The organism is Klebsiella sp. HN106 (genome assembly GCF_051209435.1).
GTDB lineage: Bacteria > Pseudomonadota > Gammaproteobacteria > Enterobacterales > Enterobacteriaceae > Klebsiella > Klebsiella oxytoca.
On record NZ_JBLURD010000008.1, the window covers coordinates 154,648 to 174,960 of the forward strand.

22 protein-coding genes are annotated in these 20,313 nt (G+C 56.1%); 10 read left to right on the forward strand and 12 right to left on the reverse strand.

Translation table 11 applies throughout. The features are described 5' to 3' along the window. Positions 1–7: 7 nt before the first annotated feature. A complete protein-coding gene (gene yjiA / locus ACSIPU_RS19260; protein ID WP_004108579.1) occupies positions 8–964 on the forward strand; it encodes a GTPase in 957 nt (318 codons plus the stop codon). Between the two features lie 170 nt (positions 965–1,134). Here the strand turns inward: yjiA and ACSIPU_RS19265 are convergent, their stop codons facing one another. Together ACSIPU_RS19265 and ACSIPU_RS19270 are read right to left on the reverse strand one after the other, a co-directional pair. Further along, a complete protein-coding gene (locus tag ACSIPU_RS19265; protein WP_196558144.1) occupies positions 1,135–2,505 on the reverse strand; it encodes an NAD-dependent succinate-semialdehyde dehydrogenase in 1,371 nt (456 codons plus the stop codon). A 179-nt stretch (positions 2,506–2,684) separates the two neighbouring features. Further along, the gene (locus ACSIPU_RS19270; RefSeq protein WP_004108583.1) at positions 2,685–3,623 is read right to left on the reverse strand and encodes an Rpn family recombination-promoting nuclease/putative transposase; all 939 of its coding nucleotides are present in this window, start codon (positions 3,621–3,623) and stop codon (positions 2,685–2,687) included. A gap of 207 nt (positions 3,624–3,830) precedes the next feature. Here ACSIPU_RS19270 and ACSIPU_RS19275 point away from each other — a divergent pair, with 207 nt between their 5' ends. Both ACSIPU_RS19275 and ACSIPU_RS19280 read left to right on the forward strand, forming a co-directional pair. Then, the gene (locus tag ACSIPU_RS19275) at positions 3,831–4,646 is read left to right on the forward strand and encodes an AraC family transcriptional regulator (RefSeq protein ID WP_004108585.1); all 816 of its coding nucleotides are present in this window, start codon (positions 3,831–3,833) and stop codon (positions 4,644–4,646) included. Between the two features lie 46 nt (positions 4,647–4,692). Further along, on the forward strand, positions 4,693–5,334 hold the full coding sequence (locus tag ACSIPU_RS19280) for a LysE family translocator (RefSeq protein ID WP_049095818.1): 642 nt from the start codon (positions 4,693–4,695) through the stop codon (positions 5,332–5,334). 89 nt (positions 5,335–5,423) lie between these two features. Here ACSIPU_RS19280 and ACSIPU_RS19285 read toward each other — a convergent pair whose 3' ends face one another. Next, the gene (locus ACSIPU_RS19285; protein ID WP_196558143.1) at positions 5,424–5,858 is read right to left on the reverse strand and encodes an RICIN domain-containing protein; all 435 of its coding nucleotides are present in this window, start codon (positions 5,856–5,858) and stop codon (positions 5,424–5,426) included. A gap of 299 nt (positions 5,859–6,157) precedes the next feature. Here ACSIPU_RS19285 and ACSIPU_RS19290 point away from each other — a divergent pair, with 299 nt between their 5' ends. Continuing rightward, positions 6,158–7,447 (forward strand): DUF445 domain-containing protein, encoded by a 1,290-nt coding sequence (locus tag ACSIPU_RS19290; RefSeq protein ID WP_004108595.1) that lies wholly within the window; start codon positions 6,158–6,160, stop codon positions 7,445–7,447. 214 nt (positions 7,448–7,661) lie between these two features. Then, complete coding sequence (gene mdtM, locus ACSIPU_RS19295; RefSeq protein WP_004108596.1) at positions 7,662–8,906, forward strand: multidrug efflux MFS transporter MdtM; 1,245 nt, start codon at positions 7,662–7,664, stop codon at positions 8,904–8,906. Positions 8,907–8,915: 9 nt separating this feature from the next. Here mdtM and ACSIPU_RS19300 read toward each other — a convergent pair whose 3' ends face one another. Together ACSIPU_RS19300 and ACSIPU_RS19305 are read right to left on the reverse strand one after the other, a co-directional pair. After that, positions 8,916–9,542, reverse strand: coding sequence for an IbrB-like domain-containing protein (locus tag ACSIPU_RS19300; RefSeq protein ID WP_004108598.1), 627 nt, complete (start codon positions 9,540–9,542; stop codon positions 8,916–8,918). Beyond that, the gene (locus tag ACSIPU_RS19305; RefSeq protein WP_032728853.1) at positions 9,542–10,753 is read right to left on the reverse strand and encodes a phosphoadenosine phosphosulfate reductase; all 1,212 of its coding nucleotides are present in this window, start codon (positions 10,751–10,753) and stop codon (positions 9,542–9,544) included. Before ACSIPU_RS19305 ends, ACSIPU_RS19300 begins: the two co-directional genes overlap by 1 nt. 372 nt (positions 10,754–11,125) lie before the next feature. On the opposite strand from ACSIPU_RS19305, the gene ACSIPU_RS19310 reads away from it, so the two are divergent. The 4 genes from ACSIPU_RS19310 (at position 11,126) to ACSIPU_RS19325 (ending at position 13,626) form a co-directional block, all read left to right on the forward strand. Beyond that, positions 11,126–11,365: a DUF2164 domain-containing protein gene (locus ACSIPU_RS19310; RefSeq protein WP_004108602.1), complete on the forward strand. Its 240-nt coding sequence runs from the start codon at positions 11,126–11,128 to the stop codon at positions 11,363–11,365. A gap of 82 nt (positions 11,366–11,447) precedes the next feature. Continuing rightward, complete coding sequence (locus tag ACSIPU_RS19315; RefSeq protein WP_196558142.1) at positions 11,448–12,599, forward strand: double-cubane-cluster-containing anaerobic reductase; 1,152 nt, start codon at positions 11,448–11,450, stop codon at positions 12,597–12,599. Between the two features lie 8 nt (positions 12,600–12,607). Further along, the gene (yjiL, locus tag ACSIPU_RS19320; RefSeq protein WP_004110300.1) at positions 12,608–13,375 is read left to right on the forward strand and encodes a putative 2-hydroxyacyl-CoA dehydratase activator YjiL; all 768 of its coding nucleotides are present in this window, start codon (positions 12,608–12,610) and stop codon (positions 13,373–13,375) included. After that, a complete protein-coding gene (locus tag ACSIPU_RS19325) occupies positions 13,372–13,626 on the forward strand; it encodes a DUF3343 domain-containing protein (protein ID WP_004108608.1) in 255 nt (84 codons plus the stop codon). Before yjiL ends, ACSIPU_RS19325 begins: the two co-directional genes overlap by 4 nt. 104 nt (positions 13,627–13,730) lie before the next feature. Here the strand turns inward: ACSIPU_RS19325 and ACSIPU_RS19330 are convergent, their stop codons facing one another. The 3 genes from ACSIPU_RS19330 to ACSIPU_RS19340 are packed head-to-tail and all read right to left on the reverse strand — an operon-like array spanning position 13,731 to position 15,998. Further along, on the reverse strand, positions 13,731–14,834 hold the full coding sequence (locus ACSIPU_RS19330) for a M20 peptidase aminoacylase family protein (RefSeq protein ID WP_004108610.1): 1,104 nt from the start codon (positions 14,832–14,834) through the stop codon (positions 13,731–13,733). A gap of 20 nt (positions 14,835–14,854) precedes the next feature. Then, positions 14,855–15,322 (reverse strand): YjiG family protein, encoded by a 468-nt coding sequence (locus ACSIPU_RS19335; RefSeq protein ID WP_004108612.1) that lies wholly within the window; start codon positions 15,320–15,322, stop codon positions 14,855–14,857. Beyond that, positions 15,315–15,998, reverse strand: a complete 684-nt coding sequence (locus ACSIPU_RS19340) for a nucleoside recognition domain-containing protein (RefSeq protein WP_004108614.1) — start codon at positions 15,996–15,998, stop codon at positions 15,315–15,317. Before ACSIPU_RS19340 ends, ACSIPU_RS19335 begins: the two co-directional genes overlap by 8 nt. A 310-nt stretch (positions 15,999–16,308) precedes the next feature. Between ACSIPU_RS19340 and ACSIPU_RS19345 the strand changes: the two genes are divergently transcribed. Continuing rightward, on the forward strand, positions 16,309–17,223 hold the full coding sequence (locus ACSIPU_RS19345) for a LysR substrate-binding domain-containing protein (RefSeq protein ID WP_004108616.1): 915 nt from the start codon (positions 16,309–16,311) through the stop codon (positions 17,221–17,223). A gap of 2 nt (positions 17,224–17,225) precedes the next feature. Here the strand turns inward: ACSIPU_RS19345 and ACSIPU_RS19350 are convergent, their stop codons facing one another. The 4 genes from ACSIPU_RS19350 to ACSIPU_RS19365 all read right to left on the reverse strand — a co-directional run bounded on the left by ACSIPU_RS19350 (position 17,226) and on the right by ACSIPU_RS19365 (position 20,199). Continuing rightward, positions 17,226–18,290, reverse strand: coding sequence for a DUF2955 domain-containing protein (locus ACSIPU_RS19350; RefSeq protein WP_004098265.1), 1,065 nt, complete (start codon positions 18,288–18,290; stop codon positions 17,226–17,228). Next, complete coding sequence (locus tag ACSIPU_RS19355) at positions 18,280–19,347, reverse strand: HlyD family secretion protein (protein ID WP_004108624.1); 1,068 nt, start codon at positions 19,345–19,347, stop codon at positions 18,280–18,282. The genes ACSIPU_RS19350 and ACSIPU_RS19355 overlap by 11 nt, the downstream gene beginning before the upstream one ends. 6 nt (positions 19,348–19,353) lie before the next feature. Further along, complete coding sequence (locus ACSIPU_RS19360; RefSeq protein ID WP_032728852.1) at positions 19,354–19,818, reverse strand: MarR family winged helix-turn-helix transcriptional regulator; 465 nt, start codon at positions 19,816–19,818, stop codon at positions 19,354–19,356. Between the two features lie 216 nt (positions 19,819–20,034). Then, a complete protein-coding gene (locus ACSIPU_RS19365; protein WP_004108628.1) occupies positions 20,035–20,199 on the reverse strand; it encodes a DUF1127 domain-containing protein in 165 nt (54 codons plus the stop codon). Positions 20,200–20,313: the final 114 nt, after the last annotated feature.

Here is a 20,313-nt window from a genome sequence, read left to right on the forward strand (position 1 = left end):
GGCAAATATGGCACCGATTGCAGTTACCCTATTAACCGGTTTTCTTGGCGCCGGTAAAACCACTCTACTGCGCCATATCCTGAACGAACGGCACGGCTTTAAAATTGCCGTTATCGAAAACGAATTTGGCGAAGTCGCCGTCGATGACCAGCTTATCGGCGACCGCGCGACGCAGATTAAAACCCTGACCAACGGCTGTATCTGCTGTACCCGCTCCAACGAACTGGAAGACGCTCTGCTCGATCTTCTCGACAGCCGCGATCGCGGAGAAATTGATTTTGACCGACTGGTCATTGAGTGTACCGGCATGGCCGATCCCGGCCCGATTATTCAGACCTTCTTCTCTCATGATGTACTGTGCGAACGTTACCTGCTGGATGGGGTGATTGCGCTGGTTGATGCGGCACATGCTGACCAGCAGATGAACCAGTTCACCATTGCCCAGTCGCAGGTGGGGTACGCCGATCGTATCCTGCTCACCAAAACCGACGTGGCGGGCGACAGCGACAAGCTCCGCGAGCGGCTGACGCGCATCAACGTCCGCGCGCCCATTTACCGCGTCATCCACGGCGATATCGACCTGAATCTGCTGTTTAACACCAGCGGTTTTATGCTGGAGGAGAACGTGGTTAGCAGCAAACCGCGCTTCCACTTTATGGCCGACAAGCAGAACGACGTATCGTCAATCGTAGTGGAACTGGATTATCCGGTAGATATCAGCGAAGTCTCCAGGGTGATGGAAAATCTGCTGCTCACTTTTGCCGAACAGCTGATGCGCTATAAAGGGATGCTGTGGATCGACGGCGAACCGAATCGCCTGCTGTTTCAGGGCGTTCAGCGCCTCTACAGCGCCGACTGGGACCGACCATGGGGCGATGAGCGGCCGCACAGTACCCTTGTCTTTATCGGCATCAATCTACCGGAAAAAGAAATTCGCGCGGCGTTTGCCAGCTTGCGCAAATAGCCGCATGGACGGTTCCCTCTCCCCTTGGGGGAGAGGGTCAGGATGAGCGAAGGAGGCGCAAAATTACCCTTCCCCTCCCTCTTTCTGAGGAAGAAACCCTCGCCAATCGATGTCTTCCGGGAGGGCCATTAGTCCGGTGGGGGAGTCAGAGCATCTGCGCGCTCGGTTGCTTAGCGGCGAACCACCACCAGCTTCTGATTCACAAACTCTTTAATCCCAAGATCGGACAGCTCGCGGCCGAACCCGGAGCGCTTAACGCCGCCAAACGGCAGCTCCGGCGCGGTATCGGTTAACCAGTTGATATAGACCATCCCGGTTTCAATCCGCGAAGCCATGCGTTTCGCCCTGTCGATATCCTGGCTGAACACGGCTCCGCCGAGGCCGTAATGCGAATCGTTGGCCAGCTTCACCGCCTCATCGTCATCTTTCACCACGTAGATTTGCGCGACCGGACCGAAGAACTCTTCAAAATAAGCCGGATTATCGCGGGTAATGCCGGTCAGTATGGTGGGCTCGAAAAAGCTGCCTTCTCGATGCGCAGGTTTGCCGCCCAGATGCAGTTTCGCGCCATTTTTCACCGCCTCGTCCACCTGTTTGGTCAACGTTTCCAGCGCGTCTTTTGAGGAGAGCGGGCCCAGCGTGGTACTTTCGTCCAGCGGATCGCCAATTTTCACCTCGCGGAAGGCTTGCGTAAACTGGCTGAGGAAAGCGTCGGCAATTTTTTCATGCAGGATAAAACGTTTCGCCGCGGTGCACACCTGCCCGGCATTATTGAGCCGCGCCTGCACGCCGGTCTTCACCGCTTTCTCCAGATCGGCATCGTCGAGAACGACAAATACATCGTTGCCGCCTAGTTCAAGCGTCGCTTTCTTAATGTGTTTAGCCGCCTGCGCCGCTACCACGCCACCGGCTTTTTCCGAGCCGGTCAGGGCCGCACCCTGTACGCGATCGTCGGCGATGATCTTCGCTACCTGATCCTGAGAAATGAACAGATTAGTCCATGCGCCCTCTGGCGCGCCGGCCTCACGAACCAGCTGAGCGAAGGTTTCCGCACAGTGCGGGACGATGCTGGCATGTTTGGCGATCACCGGGTTCCCTGCCGCCAGGTTCGGCGCCAGCACGCGCATCAGCTGATAATAAGGGAAGTTCCACGGCTCTACCGCCATCAGTACGCCGATGGGATGGTGTTCGACCCAGGCTTCACCCAGTTCTGACGGATATTTTACCGGCGCCAGAAACTGTTTTGCGTTATCGGCGTAGTAGCGGGCAATTTGCGCGCACAGTTTGACCTCACCGCGGCTTTGCTCGATAAGCTTACCCATCTCCTGGCTGGCGATTTTGGCCAGCTCTTCAACCCGGCTGTCGATCAGGTCCGCCAGCTTGTGCAGGATCGGTAGCCGTTGGTCAATATTTCCCTTGGCCCACTGCGAATGATAAAGCGCATCCGCCTTTTGCAGCGCCGCTTCCACGTCAGCATCGCTGTGTGCCGGATACGCTTTGATAAGCTGATTATTGGCAGGATTCACCGTCTGATAAGCCATATCGCATGTCTCCTTGTTATCGCTGTTAACGCAGTCATAAATACCGCACAGGTTATTAAGGGTAGTCGAGATAGCTGAGGATGCGCTCCGGATCAGGTAGATACGGAATTTTCCAGGAATGAAATGGTGAACGCCTGGAGGGCTAAACGGCTCCAGCTGCCCCCCGGCGCATCAGGGGCCTAATGATGCCTGACCGCAAGCGCCGCCTCCGGCAAACCGGTAATTCTTAGCACCGTCTCCAACGCCATACCTTCGGCGAGCATCGTTTGGGCGATACGCAGCGCTTCGGCGCGCTGCCCCTCTTCAACCCCCTCCAGACGACCTTTCTCAAGGCCTTCCCGCTTCCCCTGCCTGCGCCCTACTTCACGTAACCTTTCGGCGATAGTCATTAGCTTCTCCTTGTGCTGCGGTACCCGCTGGGCCACTTCGCGGATGAACTTACCTAACCGAAGCGCTTTGCCCGAGTGAATCAGATAATTAAACAGCGTTTTCAGCTGCCTGTCATTAGCGTATCCATTAAGCAAAATGGCCGTCAGATGCTCCACAATACCCAGCAGATCGCGCTGACGAATATGTTTTTGCATCAGCTCCAGCAGGGCGACTCTTCGATGCTGCACAATTTCGTCATCAGGTACGACGGTAATATCCACCAGCGGAAATGGTCCGGTATAAAGCTGTTTTGCCAGGGCTGGGTCGGCGAACATGTCGAGCCAGGATAACGACCAGGGGTATGGCGTGGCGACGCCATGATAAAACAGTATCGGGATCACCAGCGGCAGCGTTTTATGCCCGTTATCCAGATGGCGCTGCATCGCGGCAATAGCATAACGCATGAGTCTGAAGGCCATAAACGCATCCGGGGAGCTTTGATGTTCGATGACCACATAGATATAGCCTTCTCCCGCGGCAGTTTTCAGCGCCCACAGAACATCGGAGTAGTATGCCCGCAGGTTCTCTTCAATAAAGCTACCGGACGCAAGCGTTAACGTATCCAGGTCGCACATTTTTCGTAGCGCTGGCGGCAGATGGATATCAAGGAAGTCCCGCGCGGTGTCAGCATGACGTAGAAACTGTTTGAATACCGCATCGTGCGGCGTGGACGTAGTACCCTTTTCCATGGCTATCCGCCTGCGTAAGAAATCCTGCCGCCACTCTACTGCGCCCTGTTTCTTACCACACGCCCTGCTGTTGGTCTTTACGAGCCGCGACGAAAGCTATTTTTCTTCGGCTGCAAGCAAAACATTTTTGTCCAACGCGACTCGCAGTTTTCCCACCGGCTGATGGCATGTTATAAACAGCTATTCCCTTCAGCTCAGGAGCCAGCCGTGAGCCATACGCGCGACATTCAGCAAACTTTCTGGCGTGACGAACAGCTTCCCTGGCTGGAGCTGCGCAGCACATGGCTTAGCCGCCAGGCCTATAAACGGCATCGTCATCCGCAGCTCTCCATTGGGGCGATTATCGAGGGGGAAACGCGCTGTATCTGCAGCGGGCAGGAGTATCTGCTGCGCCCTGGCGACCTGATTATTATCCCCGCGCAGGCACCCCACAGCTGTAATCCGCGCGACGGCCAGCCGCGCAGCTACCATATGCTCTATCTCGAGCTAAGCTGGTGCTGGCAACAGCTGACAGACGGTGTGCATCAGGCAAGGTTGATCACATCATCGCCCGTCATTCGCGATGCCGGGCTCTTTGCGCAGTATCTGCAGATCGTGGAGCAGATGAGGCAGCAGCAGACCATGCAGCTCCCTGCAAGCGTCGCTCGTCTGGTTCATACTCTACCGCTGCGCCCGCATGCGCCTCAGGCGCTAAGCGAGACCAGCGCCCGTCTTTTCACCCGCCTGGCAACCGATCTGCAGGCTCCGCCGACGCTGGATAGCCTCGCCGACGAGTTTGCTCTACGTAAAGAGACGCTGATCCGCACCTTCAAGCAGGAGACCGGCCTGACGCCCGCCAGTTTTATCAATATCGCGCGTATTGAATTCGCTAAAACGCGCCTGCGCGCAGGGGATAATATTGCCGATGTGGGCTACCAGGCCGGGTTTGCCGATCAGAGTCACTTTCATAAAACCTTTGTCAGCTATACCGCCGCCACGCCGCGCCAGTATGCGCAGTCCCGATCAATAACAGACAATAATTAGCGTTCACGCTGGCGTAGGGTGACCTCAGGTTACTACTGAGGTTGCTATGGACATACTCGCTACGCTCTTTCCTTCCGCCTTCCCCGCGCTGGCGCTTTCTCATTTTGTCGCCCTGCTAAGCCCCGGGCCGGATTTTTTTCTGCTGGTGGGCTACGCCATCCGCTATCGCCTGCGCGGCAGCGTCGGCCTGTGTATCGGCATTGCCGCCGGAAACGGTCTGTATATTATTCTGGCGGTAATCGGCTGGGGGATCCTGCGCCACGCGCCGCTACTGTTTACGGTGATTGAGCTGCTGGGCGCGGCGTATTTACTGTGGATTGGCAGCCTGCTGCTAAGAAGCCGTCCGACCACGCTGGCGCTGGATGGCGCCTCGGCTTCGCGCCCGTCGCTGGTGAAACAGCTTTTTCTCGGGCTGGGTTCTTCGCTGCTCAATCCGAAAAACGCCCTGTTCTACCTCGCGCTGATGACCTCCCTGTTGGGACCGAACGTCACGCTGGTGCAGCAGGCCGTCAGCGGGGCATGGATGACCAGCGTGGTGTTGATATGGGATCTGTTGCTGGTTACGCTGATTGCGCTACCGTCGGTGCAGCGCCGCCTTTCCGCCGTCGTCTGGCGAGTCGAGCGCACGGCCGGCGCCATACTGATGGCTTTTGGCGGCTGGATTGTCTGGCAATTTATTTTTAATTAATATTGTCGACGCCACAATAAGGACATAGCCTCGTTATTCTCTGTACCAGAATAAGCGAGGCTCGATTCTATTTCTCTTTTAAGCAATATTTATTCCGGGCTATTTGCCGTTAACATATCCATCAGCACAAATACCCACTGCTGCGCTTCCGAACCATTAAATTCGTAAAGTATAATCGGATTCCCCTGGTGCGTGCCGCGGTTGACGCTGTCAATAACAAAGCTCGGGTTTTGTTTGCTTTTAATAAAGCGACGTGAGCTGACTAAATCCCACCGCTGTGTCGCTTTACTCCCCCGCGCCTGGAGTTCAATCGCTGCGCCTGAACCCATTTGATCCCCGTGGATACCCAGCAGCAGCTCCTCGCTGGCGGCCAGAGCGATCTCGCCGGTCCTGTCATCAACCGTCCACAGAATTTTATTTAGCGGTGAGGACATCGGTAATATAACGGCCCGAGCCCCGGTTTGCTGATCGCTAATACCTAATACCATGTCTTTTTTTGCTGCATATTTAAATATACCAATCATGCTCAACTCCTTTTATAAAAGATTAGTAGTAAGAGAAAGTGATTACCGTTCTCCTTGAAATAAACAATGCCTTATTTATCCTTAACCATAATGTGATAATGGTCACTTATTAATAATTAATTTAAGAAAAACCTTATATAACATATATATTGTGAATGCATTTAACTTCAAATATTTAAAAATAGAATTTAAGCTACGAAAATTAAATTAACCCTCATCATCGCTATCGTCGTGAAAAAAGAATCCGCATGCCCAGGAAGTCAAATAGCGAAGATTTTACGCATTAGCCGTCAGGCTATATGCTTAGACCTATGGAAAAACTCGCGGAACTGAAACGCGCCAAGCTGCTGGCGCTCTCGCTGCTGCTGATTGCAGTCGCCATTTTTATCACTACCCTCGTGCTGCCGCCGACGCCATGGGTCGGTGCGCTAAAGGCTATTTCCGAAGCGGCGATGGTGGGCGCGCTGGCGGACTGGTTCGCGGTGGTTGCGCTGTTTCGCCGCATTCCGCTGCCGTTCGTGTCGCGACATACGGCAATTATCCCGCGTAATAAAGACCGAATTGCCGACAATCTCGGCTATTTCGTGCAGGAAAAATTTCTCGATACGCCCTCGCTGGTCGCGCTGATCCGCCGCTACGAACCGGCGCTGATGCTCGGCAACTGGTTCAGCCAGCCGGAAAACGCGCGTCGGGTCGGTCAGCATCTGCTGCAGGTGATGAGCGGCTTTCTCGAGCTTACCGACGACGCGCGCATTCAGCGCCTGCTGCGTCGTGCGGTGCATAAAGCGATTGATAAGGTCGATTTAACCCAAACCAGCGCCATGATGCTGGAAGGATTGACGCGCGATAACCGCCATCAGAAACTGCTGGATTCGCTGATTAGCCAGCTGATCGCCCTGCTCCAGCGCGACAGCTCGCGGGCGTTTATTGCCCGCGGTATCGTGCACTGGCTGGAGACCGAGCATCCGCTTAAAGCCAGGCTACTGCCTACCGAATGGCTGGGCGAGCACAGCGCTGAAATGGTTACCGATGCGGTTAACACGCTGCTCGACGAAGTCAGTCAGGATCGCGCTCATCAGATCCGCCAGGCCTTCGATCGCGCGGCGCTCAAGCTGATCGATAACCTGAAGTCCGATCCGCAGATGGCGGAAAAAGCGGACAGTATCAAAGCGTATCTGAAAAATGATGAGACGTTTAACCGCTATCTGGGCGAAGTGTGGGCCGACCTGCGCGGTTGGGTCAAAAACGACGTCAATAGCGAGGATTCACGCATTAAACAGCGCATTGCCGAAGCCGGGCAGTGGTTTGGCGAAACGCTGCTCCACGATGAGGCGCTGCGCGAATCGCTGAACGAACATCTCGAGCAGGCGGCGCACCGGGTGGCACCGGAGTTTGCCACTTTCCTGACGCGCCATATCAGCGATACGGTCAAAAGCTGGGATTCCCGCGATATGTCGCGGCAAATCGAACTGAATATCGGGAAGGATCTGCAGTTTATCCGTATTAACGGCACGCTGGTTGGCGGCACCATCGGTCTGCTGCTGTGGCTGTTTTCACAAATTCCGTCGCTGCTGCATTTACATATTTAATTCAACTTTTTGTTTTAAAAGTATTTCTTCCATAAATATATATTAACCACTAAAAAAGCAGGGATTTTTAAGTTGATCCTAAATTTATTGCAGTGTGAAGTGCTGAAACAGCGGGCACCGGCTAAGCGCGTACCGCTGTTTTAACACGCAAGCTCAGGATAGATTCGCCCCTTTCCGATCGTCGTTGCGTAGAGACTCAACAAGGAGCCCACCGATGTTGCAATGGATGACCCGTTTTTTCGCCCGCCATTCCGCCACGCTGTTCTTTCCGGCGGCGCTGATCCTGTATGACTTTGCCGCCTATCTGACCACCGACCTTATTCAACCGGGGATTATCCACGTTGTGCGCGATTTTGACGCCGACGTGGCGCTGGCTCCCGCCTCGGTCAGTCTGTATATGGCCGGTGGCATGGCGCTACAGTGGCTGCTCGGGCCGCTCTCCGATCGTATCGGCCGCCGTCCGGTGCTGCTCACCGGCGCGCTGATCTTTACCCTGGCCTGCGTAGCGACCCTGTTCACCACCTCAATGGAGCAGTTCCTCGCGGCGCGCTTTGTTCAGGGCACCAGCATCTGCTTTATCGCCACGGTCGGCTACGTCACCGTGCAGGAGGCATTCGGCCAGACAAAAGCCATTAAGCTGATGGCGATTATTACCTCGATCGTGCTGATCGCGCCGATCATTGGTCCGCTTTCCGGCGCCGCGTTGATGCATTTCGTGCACTGGAAGGTGCTGTTCGGGATCATTGCGGCGATGGGGTTTATTGCCTGGCTGGGTCTGCTGCTGAACATGCCGGAAACCGTCCGCCGCGGCGACGTTCCCTTCAGCGCCAGCGGCGTACTGCGCGATTTTCGCGATGTCTTCCGCAACCGCATTTTCCTGTTCGGCGCCGCCACGCTCTCGCTCAGCTATATTCCGCTGATGAGCTGGGTTGCGGTCTCGCCGGTTATCCTGATTGACGACGGCGGACTGACCACCGCCGAGTTTGCCTGGACCCAGGTACCGGTCTTCAGCGCAGTGATTATTGCCAACCTGTCGGTAGCGCGCTGGGTCAAAGACCCCACCCGCCCACGCTTTATCTGGCGCGCGGTGCCCATCCAGATGACCGGGCTGGCGATCCTGATCCTCGGCAACCTGCTGTGGCCGCACGTCTGGCTGTGGTCGGTGATCGGCACCTGCTTTTACGCTTTCGGCATTGGCCTGATCTTCCCGACGCTGTTCCGCTTTACCCTGTTTTCCAACGATCTGCCAAAGGGCACCGTTTCTGCGTCGCTGAATATCGTGATCCTCAGCGTCAGCGCACTTTCTATCGAAGCGGCGCGCTGGCTGTGGTTTAACGGCGGCAGGCTGCCGTTCCATCTGCTGGGGGTAACGGCAGGGATCGCGGCCGCGTGCTGTCTGGCGGGGCTGTTAAGCCGGATACGCCAGCGTCCCGAAGCCATGCTGGCACAGCAGGAGTAGCGAAAGGCGCTACTCCACGGTCCAGGCTTCGCTGAAGCTCTCGTCGGCGAACAGCTCCGTCAGGCCGCTGATCTGTTTCAGACGCAGCACCTCATCAGCATCCATACCGAGCTCTTCGCCGATGCGCCGATCGTCCCAGCCCTGACGATGTAAATCGCGGACGATATCGGACATCGCCGCGATCTGATGTTTACCCCTGGCGCGATTATGGCGAATAGTGGCGGCGATACGCTCTTTCTGCCCCTCGCGCTCGGCATTGATAAGCGTCACCGGAAGATAACCATGCAGACGCCGGCTCAGCTCCGGGCGGCTCTTCCCAATCAGGTGGCGATGAAAACCATCCACCACCAGGTGCCGTCGCTGCTGGCGAGCCACCACTACCGGTTGGGTAAAACCATCCAGTTCGATAGATCGTTCCAGAAGCTTTTTTTCCACCGTCGCCATCACGTTAGGATTGTAGTCATTCGCCTCAACCGTTTTAGCTTCAACCCACAGCACGCAGTCCACCGGCTCGCGGCAGAACGGGCTGTGCTGGTGGATCAGGCTCTTCAGCTCGTTAATCGCTTTGATTTTCAGGTCAACATCGTCAAACGACTCGAGATATTCAATCACTGTCTTAGCCACATCCGGTGACATCAGAGCGTCCTCCACTCTTTACGTTTGTTACTCATCAGTCGACAGTAGCGCTCATAGTGCTTAGGCTGCGTCGGGCTGAACGACAGCATCCGGCACCAGAAATCGTTTTTCAGCAGCGTCTTACAGATGCGGCGCCATGAAGGGATATCGCGATAGCCGAGATCTTTTTCCTGCTCATCGGGGATATCGTCGGGAAACCCGCGGGTCTGGTACCAGTGCAGATAAATAGCGATTTTATTACGGTAATGCTCGGCGGTTTTTTCCGGCATGCTGTCGAGCAGAAAGAGCGCATACTCGCGCCAGCTAAAATGCGCCGGTTTGCGGATTTTGGTCTTCAGCGCAAAGTAGTCGCCGCTGGCGTTGGCATAAATCGCACCGCTGTGCGCGCCGCATACGCGTCGGCACATCCGCTCCCAGGTCTCCGGCTCAAGAATGTGATACAGCCACAGCCCGCGCCGCTGCTCGGGGCCGAAGGGTTCGCAGACGCGCATATTTTTTAGCGGCACCCCGGCGCGATGCATCAGGTCATAAAGCGGGTTGTAGGGGAGTCGTGACTTATGATTAAAGATCCAGATGTCGCGGGTCCGCCAGTCATAAAGGGGATAGCAGGTATAGCTGAATCCCTCCGGCGAGGCGGTCGTCCACGGCTTATCTTCCTCAAAGCGCAGTTTGGTCTGCGAGGTAAGCGCCATGTAGCGATGCAGCGACTCGTCGGTGCGGATGCCGATAAGCGAAGCAAGACTTCTCCCCGCGGCCAGCCAGTGGGAAAAGGCCGGAATAAACGCTTCAAAGGTCATTTCCGGCTGATAAAAAGGAAAAAAACCGGCATCGGTGATGGCATCCTCGGGCGGCTGCCTGACCCATTCAACCCCGTCCCGCCAGGCGACCCATTCCGGCTCATGCTGCGATACGCCGCTCACCGTCGTCATCGGCAGCGCCACCCAATAGAAGCGGCTCACCACATCCTGATAGCGCTCTTTCATATTTTGCACGTGCTGGATGGTTAATAAATACTGCGCCTCCCAGTCCACGAACAGCACCGCAAATTTTTTCCCTTTTTTACGCGCAACGGCTGCCGCCAGATGAAATAATACCGTTGAATCTTTACCGCCGGAAAAAGATAAACAGACCTGCTCGAAGGTATCAAATACCCAATCCAGGCGCATCAGAGCAGCGTCAAAAACATTCATATCCAGTTTTACGCGTTTCATCCTTCACCCCTGATAAATGAATCGCCGTCAGAATGTACTTATAGAAAAAATCCGTAAGCCAGATAACCTGAAAACAGGTCTATAGATTATTCATCCAGATACCGCATGCTGAAAAAAGGCGAGCGCAACTAAATGTTATTCACGCCATGAAAAACATGTTATCTCATTTAAATTCATGAAGTTATGAGAATCGCTCTTATTGTCTTCATTTTAACGAGAATACTGTGATCTCAGTCACAATTAGCTCCTGAGCGATTTAATCAACCTCCTTCGTTGTGGCCAAAAACATCACGCCATATCACAACTGACTCCCCGCGATCGGATATAATCAGCAGCCCTGTTTAACCGTAACAATATTGATTAAGGAACGCTATGAGCGATATAGATCTCAGCCCGCCGCAACGCGATCTGCTACGCGAAAAGCTGTATAAATACTGCCAGGAGAATTTTGAACTGGAACTGGAGCAATTTGACGCGGAATTTTTTGTCGACTTTATCGCGAAAGAGCTGGGTCCAATGTTTTATAACGCCGGGATTGATGCGGCCATCGCCACCCACCTTGCATGGAGCGATCGAATTCAGGAAGAGATGGATCTGAAAAAAGTCTATTAGCGGAAGATCAATAAATACCCATACAAAATGTGGCTATAATGCGACCTCTTTCATCATCTCCCGTGTACGGGGAAGGAAAACCATGTCGCTTATCACCGATCTACCCGCCATTTTTGACCACTTCTCTTCAGCCCGCCAGCAGGGTTTCCTCACGGTCATGGAGCTTAAAGAGCAAAATATTCCTCTGGTTGGCACCTACTGCACCTTTATGCCGCAGGAGATCCCGTTGGCCGCGGGCGCGGTGGTGGTGTCGCTGTGTTCCACCTCCGACGAGACGATTGAAGAGGCCGAAAAGGATCTGCCGCGCAACCTCTGTCCGCTGATAAAAAGCAGCTACGGTTTTGGCAAGACCGACAAATGCCCCTACTTCTACTTTTCCGACCTCGTGGTGGGCGAAACCACCTGCGATGGCAAAAAGAAAATGTATGAATACATGGCTGAATTCAAAGCCGTACATGTGATGCAGCTGCCGAACAGCGCCAGCGATGATGCCTCGCGAGCGCTGTGGAAAGCGGAAATCCTGCGCCTGCAAAAGGCGGTGGAAGATCGCTTTGGTACGCCGATCACCGAAGCCTCCCTGCGCGACGCGATTATCCTCAAGAACCGCGAAAGGCGGGCGCTGGCGAACTTTTATCGCGTCGGCCAGTTCAATCCGCCCGCGCTCAGCGGTAGCGATATTTTAAAAGTGGTCTACGGTGCGACCTTTCGCTTCGATAAAGCGGCGCTAATCGATGAACTCAACGGCATGGCCGATCGGGTGCGTCTGCAGTGGCAAGAGGGGAAAGGGCTGGAGGCGCGGCCGCGTATTCTGATCACCGGCTGCCCGATCGGCGGGGCGGCGGAAAAAGTGGTGAAGGCCATTGAAGACAACGGCGGCTGGGTGGTCGGTTTTGAAAACTGCACCGGCGCGAAAGCCACCGAGCGCTGCGTGGAGGAGACTGGCGACGTTTACGACGCCCTGACCGATAAGTATCTCGCTATCGGCTGCTCCTGCATCTCGCCGAACGACCAGCGCCTGGATCTGCTCAGCCAGATGGTGGACGAGTATCAGGCAGACGGCGTGGTGGATGTTATTTTGCAGGCCTGCCATACCTATGCGGTGGAATCGCTGGCGATAAAACGCCACGTGCGCCAGCAGCACAACATCCCCTACATCGCCATTGAGACCGACTATTCGACGGCGGATATCGGTCAGCTCAGCACCCGCGTGGCGGCCTTCATTGAGATGCTTTAGGAGCGCGCGTGACAGTTACCGTAGGGATTGATTCCGGATCGACCGCCACCAAAGGCATCCTGCTCGACGACGGCGTGATTCAGCGCCGCTTTCTCTGCCCGACGCCGTTTCGCCCCGCCGACGCCATCGTTGAGGCGTGGGAAACGCTCCGCGCTGGGCTAAGCGAGCCCCCCTTTTTAACCTTAACCGGCTACGGACGCCAACTGGTGGATTTCGCCGATAAGCAGGTCACCGAGATCTCGTGCCACGGACTCGGCGCACGCCTGCTGGCCCCGCAGACTCGCACGGTCATCGATATCGGCGGCCAGGACAGTAAGGTTATCCAGCTGGACGAGGCGGGTAATCTGACTGATTTCCTGATGAATGATAAATGCGCGGCGGGCACCGGGCGCTTCCTGGAGGTGATTTCGCGTACGCTGGGGGCCAGCGTCGAGCAGCTCGACAGCATCACCGATGGTATTGAGCCCCATGCGATTACCAGCATGTGTACGGTATTTGCCGAATCGGAGGTCATTAGCCTGCGTTCGGCCGGGGTGCCGCCGGAGGCGATCCTCGCCGGGGTGATCAACGCCATGGCCCGACGCAGCGCCAATTTTATCGGCCGTCTGTCGGCGCAGGGCCCGCTACTGTTTACCGGCGGCGTCAGCCACTGCGCGGCCTTCGCGCGGAGGCTGGAGGGGCACGTGGGTATGGAGGTACAGACGCATCCCGACGCACAGTTTGCCGGGGCGATCGGCGCGGCGCTGATCGGTTTACGTCAGAGGAGCCGCCGGTGACGGAATATCTGTTTTTATTTCACTCAACGGTGGGGGTGGTGCGAATGCGTAAAGCCCTGCAGGCGGCGGGCATGACCTTCCGGGTGAAGGATATTCCGCGCCAGCTGCGCGGCGGCTGCGGGCTTTGCATCTATCTGAGCTGTGAGCCGGGCGAAGAGCAGAGGTGGATTCTCCCCGGCCAGACGGAAGCTCTGTTTCGCGTGGCCGGGGATGATTATCAGCTGCTGGCTCAGTTTCCGCAGCAGGCGTAACCAGGGCGTGAATCATCGCCCGGCGGCGTACAGCGAGCGCAATCACCGTTTGTATGCCGGGTACCGCCCGGCGTGAAACGAGCGCAAGGTCGGGATTTATCCTCTCATCCCAGCAGCTGGCGAATGCAGGATTTAAACACCCGCACGCCATCCGCCAGCGCGGCGCGATCGAAGTGCATCTCGGGATGATGCAGCCCCGGCAGCAGGTCGCAGCCCAGCCCCCAGAACCCGCCCTTCACCTGTGGACGCAGGCGCAGGTAGTGGAAAAAGTCCTCGCTGCCCGGCGTACTCTTCGCTGCCGTTAAGCCGGCTTCGCCAAACGTTTCCCGAATCGCCTGGCTGACGATAGCCGTGGCCTGTTCATCGATAATCGCGGCAGGCATCTCCTTGACGATCTGGATATCGACGGTGGCGCCGTAAGCGGCCGCGCTACTCTCTATCGCCCGTACCACCCGCTCTTTCAGCATCGCCATACCGTCATTTTCCGCGCTGCGCAAATCCCAGCACACGTGCGCTTTCGCCGGCACCGAATTGGTTACCCCCGCATCGCACAGGAAGCGAGTCGCTTTTGCGCTCCAGGTCAGCGAAGGCGCCAGATGAATGCCGTTTACCGCTTGCACCGCGTGCGACGCGGCATCCAGCGCGTTAACGCCCAGATGAGGCCGGGCGGCATGTGCGGCTTTGCCGTGAAAGTCGGCCATCACCGTCGCCGAGGCGGAGTAGTACATCGCCGGCGCCGCCTTGCCCTTCGGACACTCCTCCAGCGGCCTGAGGTGGAAGCCGAACAGCATCTCCACGTCGTCCAGCACGCCCGCTTCCGTCAGCGCGATCGCCCCTGTACCCAGCTCTTCGGCAGGCTGAAAGAGTATTTTCAGCTTCCCGCGTTTTACCAGCCCCTCGGCGAGGATCTCTTCCGCGGCGGTCAACACCACCGAAGAGTGCCCGTCATGGCCACAGGTATGGCGAGCCTCCAGGCGGCCATCAATCATATGGCCCAGCGCATCCATATCCGCCCGCAGCGCCACGACCGGCCCCGGCTTACCGCTATCCAGCAGCGCAACAATGCCGGTGGTACCGCCGACGTTGCGCTGCACCTGAAACCCCGCGGCTTCTAATGCATCGCCGATGTATGCCGACGTTTTGTACTCCTCAAAGCCCAGTTCAGGAATTTGGTGCAGATAATTGAAATGCTCTAAAGTTCGCGACACGTTTGACTCCTTGCCTTCTATTATGCAATCACGCGCATGACCAGCATGGCGATGACGGCATTGATAATGCTCACCGCCATCAGCAGCGGCCAATATTTTTTCGGGACATCCGCCACGCCGAGCAGGCGCCCCATGTACTGAAGCTGCGACCCCATAAGGAAAATCGCCGGGATCAGAATCGTGATATCCGCCACGTTGAGGGTGCCTTTGCTCAACAGGCTCACCGCCACGCCGGTTCCCGCCGAGGCGGAAAGCCAGGAGGTCAGCAGCACGGTAATCGCTTCGCCCGGCAGGCCGAACAGGCCCATCAGCGGCGCGCAGACGTGGCCGATTATCTGCATCACGCCGAGCAAATTCAGCATCTCGGCGATCACGTAAGCCATTAATACATTCGGCATCAGATTGTTGATGGCGATATTAAATCCTTTACGCGCGCCGATAACGAAAATATCGAACGGGTTACTGGAGACTTTTGCCGAATTATTCATTTTCAAAATCGCCTTTATAAGCAGTATTCAGTACCAGACGGGTGATTGCCGCGCCGACGAATTTCAGCACAAACATTAATAGCAGCGGAATAATGATAGGAATGGTTAACGAAGCGAAAAGCGCTGAACCAATCGAGAAATAGTTATTTATCAGACCGGCGCCGGAATATTGCCAGGCCCCCATAATGACCAGATCCTTACGGTTTATTTTCTTGCTGTCATACAGCTCTTTGGTTAGCGCAGCACCAGCATCGGTACTCTGTAAATCGGTAATCAGCGCCAGTCCGGTATAACCCGGGATCCCGAGCAGCGGGCGCAGCAGCGGCGTCAGCAGTTTGTGCGCGGCGCGAATCGCGCCGTAATGGGTAAATATCTCCAGCAGCCCCAGCGCCAGCATCACCGTGGGCACCAGCGATAGCGCAAACAGAAAACCGGCCTTGGCGCTGATGCCGCCGCTGCCGATAAAGGTGTTGGTTTCCGGCGTTTTCATGGTGCCGAACGCACCGCCGAGAGTGGTAAAGTCAAATGCCCCCAGCCAGGCCATCCCCTCCACTTTAAACAGCAGCCCGGAGAAAACTAATAATACGATGACCAGTGAAATCCAGGCCCCGGGCCCGACTTTCCACTCATTTGTCGTTTCGTCGGAGGAACATTCCAACGTTTTATTTTCACTCATACCCTGTCCTCACATAATGAAATGTTAGTGCGATTGTTTGCAATTTGAAATTATGTCAATTTATTGTTATTCAAATTTATTATTTCGGCTGATAAGCTTTTCCATATTCCCTCAGTCAGTACCATCACGATTTCTTATTCTTCGACTTCCTGAGCCTTGCAAACTTAATAGCAAGCCGGGAATAAGCGATGAGATTTTTCCTCCCTGCCAGTTTTTGTCCGAATTACGATTATCTATAACTCGTCGGGATGATAAATACCTGTGAAAGGGTGTTATTGTTGACCTGAGGTCAACAAAGGAGTGAGAAACGATGTTGCATGAGAGGCCTATGAGCTATCTGTATGAAGTCGGGATTCAGGGAGGCATTCGCCGGGCCGCCGATATGCTGGGGATTAATCCGTCAGTCATCAGCCGCCAGATAGCGCAGCTGGAACGGGCGCTGGAGCTACCTCTGCTGGAGCGGCAGGGACGAAACGTGGTGCTCACCGAAGCAGGGCGTCTGCTGGCGGAGGACTACTACGAAAGCCGTCAGCGCCGGGAAAAGCTGGAAAGTCACCTGAAGGATTTACGCCATATGCGCGGCGGGACTATCTCGGTGAGGATTGGCGGCGGGCTGGTCACCACCTTTATTGAATCAGTGATGAGCACCTTTTCTCAGTCCTGGCCTAACGTGTTCGTGGATATTATTGTCGGCAGCATGCAGGAGATGCTCAACGATATCGCCAGCGGCGAAGCGGATATGGCGGTCGCCTTCGGCCCCATCGGCAACCCTGAGCTTAAACGCCACAGCTTTCAGTGGGGCCCCATCTGCGCGGTGGTCTCTCCTGAGCATCCCATCGCTGCCCTGCCCGCCGTCACTATCGATGAGCTCACACACTATCGCCTGATCGCGCTCACCGACAGCTTTGGCCTGCAGCGCCATATGAACGCCATGTTTAAAACTGCAGGACGGCAGTTTCACCCGGCCTATCGCTGCAACCTCTTTTCGACCGCCATGAGCCTGAGCCAGGCGGGATTAGGCGTCTCTTTTATGACCGCATACGCCGCCCGGGAGGCGATCGCCCACGGTATTCTGCGGGCGGTTCCTATCGACCATCCTATTGCCAGCAGCGCCCAGTGCCATCTGCTACGCAACTCCGATCGCCGCTTTTCCCCGGCGGCGCATCATATGTGGCGGCTGTTGCATAACGCTTTTCGCGATGCGCAGCGGGCGCTGGCGGCCTGAGCTTATTCGGTCACCACGAACCGGGTTGGCGCAAAGCAGTTCAGCAGCCGATGCATAAGAAAGACCATGGTCAGCGTAACGATCAGCGCCACGGTCACGGAGGTAATGCGGTACAGATCGCTGAACACCAGGTCCTGGTCCGGATGCAGGTTCTGGCCGAACATGATGCCAATAGTGGTGATGCTGGCGAAGCCAACGCCTGCCCCCACCTTCTCCATCACGTGCAGCCGGGCGCTAAACGCCAGCCCCAGCCCAATCAACGGCATCATCAGCACCATATGGTTGCTGAAGTCGTAGATAATCAGCTGCACCACCAGGATATAAAGGCAGGCCAGCACCACCCCCACCACGCGCCAGATCGAGCTGATCACCGCGCCGCGATAGTGCATCGGGAACAGAATTAAGATGCCCGCCATCAGCGCCGACAGCGAGTCGCTCAGATCGCAGACCTGAAAAATCACAAAGATCATCGTCGCCACGCTGCCGGAAAGCAGCGATTCGTGGCGGATACGCGCGGCATCTTTTTCAATGCGCGGCGGCGGCTTGCGCGGTTCAACGTCCGGGATGAAGTAGTTCAGCAGCGCGCTGAGCGCCACCGCCATCACGCAGGCCTCCATATTGGAGAACATCAGCGTGTGCCAGTTGCTGGTGGGATAGCTCATAAAGTTGAGCATCGTGCTTTGACACACCACGCCCATCGACCCCAGCAGAAACAGCGGCCCCTGGCTCATAAAGCGAAAGCGCATCACGTACAGGCCAAACACCACCAGCGTCATGATGACCGGCCACTGCGATAAATAGCCGACGATTAACACCATTTCGACGCAGTTCACCGCCGCACTGAACACAAACTGCCGCGCCACGTGGCGGTTAAACACCGGCACCAGCGACAGCAGCATCAGCGGATAAACCACGAAGAAGACGCCGTACTGCACGTCATAGAAAGTTGATATGCTCAGCGCGATAGTACCGGCCACGGCGATACGCAAGGTCTGGCGAAAATCGTTCGCCGTGTAGACGATGTTGCCGTGCGGGGTGAAGACCCGCGCCAGGGTATTAATAGACATAGTGCAGGAAGCTCACCAGATGGATCTGCGCGCCGGCGAAGGTACGGGCGAACGGGCCATCGCTGTTATAGAGCTGTACCGTGGCGCGGGCGCCGGTGGGCAGCGGCTTATCCAGCGGCTCGTCCAGAGCGACGTGAATGCGCATGCGCTGCGCGTCGCGCACCCAGCGGGTGGATTGCTCCGGCTGCGATAGCTGGCCGTTAACTTCTTCTTGTCCAGCCAGAATACCGGCATCGCTGCTGGTGACGTGCGCCGGGAAGACTTTGCCCGGCAGCGCATCGAACACCACCGCGGCATCGGTATTCACGCCGGTGTGGCGCAGGCTCTTCTCGCGGAAATCGGCGACGATATCGGTCTGATTGCTCACCAGCGCCAGCAGCGGCGTGGCGGCGGTGGCGTACAGACCAGGGTTAAGCTGCAGGTTGCTCACCATCCCGTCAGTCTCCGCGCGGACCTTCGTCCAGCCGAGGTTAAGCTGCGCCTCTTCCAGCGCGTTGCGGTACTTCTGCAGCGTGACGTTGCGCCCATCGTCGCGCTCGCCGCGCTGGATCAGCAGATTGTGGATACTAGCGTTGAGCGCGCTGACCGACTGTTCGCTGGTCTGCCAGGTGGTGCGCACTTTATCCAGATCCGACTGGGAAACGTTCTGCATGGTGCTCAGACGCTGATAGCGATCGAACGTGACCTTATCGTTGCGCGCGGTGTACTGGGCGGTACGAAGGTTGGCGCGGGCAGAAGCGATCTGCGCGTCCAGCTGCTGGTTACTGAGTTTCGCCTGTTCAAGCGCGATCTGCGCCGCTTCCACTTTATTGATAAACGGCGTTGGATCCAGTTCATAGAGCAGATCGCCCTTCTTCACCTGGCTGTTGTTATGCACATAGACATGGGAGACATAGCCGGAGACGCGCGACGAGACCGGCGTGACCACGCGCATCACGGTGGAATCCGGCGTGAGCGGGATCCAGATATCGGCAACGATAAACCAGGCGAATATGACCAGGAAGGCGGCAATACTCACCCTTACCCAGCGGGCAAATTTCTGTTCAGGGGTCATCATAGTGTTTTAGATCTTGTTATCTTCTTCGCGGATAGTCCGCAGATTGCAGGCGATTTGATTTAACGTGGCGCTAAAGGCGGCGAGCTGCGCTTCAGGGAGGGTTTCGGTGACGCGCTGTTGATAGGCCTCAATCACGCGGTTCAGCTTCTCCAGAATAGCGCGGCCTTCCGCCGTCAGCGTCAGCAGGCGTATGCGTTTGTCATAAGGCGATGTTGAACGCAGCAGATAGCCCTGCTTTTCCAGCTGCGTGATGGTGCGCATCAGCGGCGGCAGTTCTATGCCCTGCACCTCCGCCAGCTCGCTGACCGAGACGTTATCCCCCAGCTGATGCAGCTGCATCAACACCGTCCAGCTTGACTGGGTCAGGCCGGTGTCGGTGATGGCAGAATCAATAATCGCGCGCCACTGGCGCACCACCATCGCCATGCGCATGCCCATCGGGCGGCGGGCAAACAGGTCGTCTTCGGTCATTTTACTTTCCTCACTTAGCTGTGAAGAAAATAATACTTATCACGATAAGTATCAAGAAACGAAGAGTGGATAAGCATGAATTGATAAATTACGTGAATGTATCATCCCCGGTCGCGCTCACGCTTACCGGGGCTACAGCTCTGCGCGGTCTGGTAGCCCGGACAAGGCGCGTCAAGCGCCGCCTCCGGGAAAATGCCGGGTAACAAATCGCACTTTTTAATTGATCTGATCCCGACGCAGCCCGACATCTTTTAGCTGTTCGTCGCTCATACGCTGCAATGTTCTGCGCGTTTGCTCACGAAGCCACCACTTTTTGAACGCCCGCGCCAGAAATACGAAGCCGATAAACGGCTGTCTTGCCCGATTTTCGTGAAATTCCATCCTCTACCTCCTCACCTTGCCAGAGGCTTTATCTTCACGGATCCGCGGCCAAACAATACAGATTCAAAAAATACTTTTATTTAACATACAGATTCGCTAAAACGTACAGCAGAC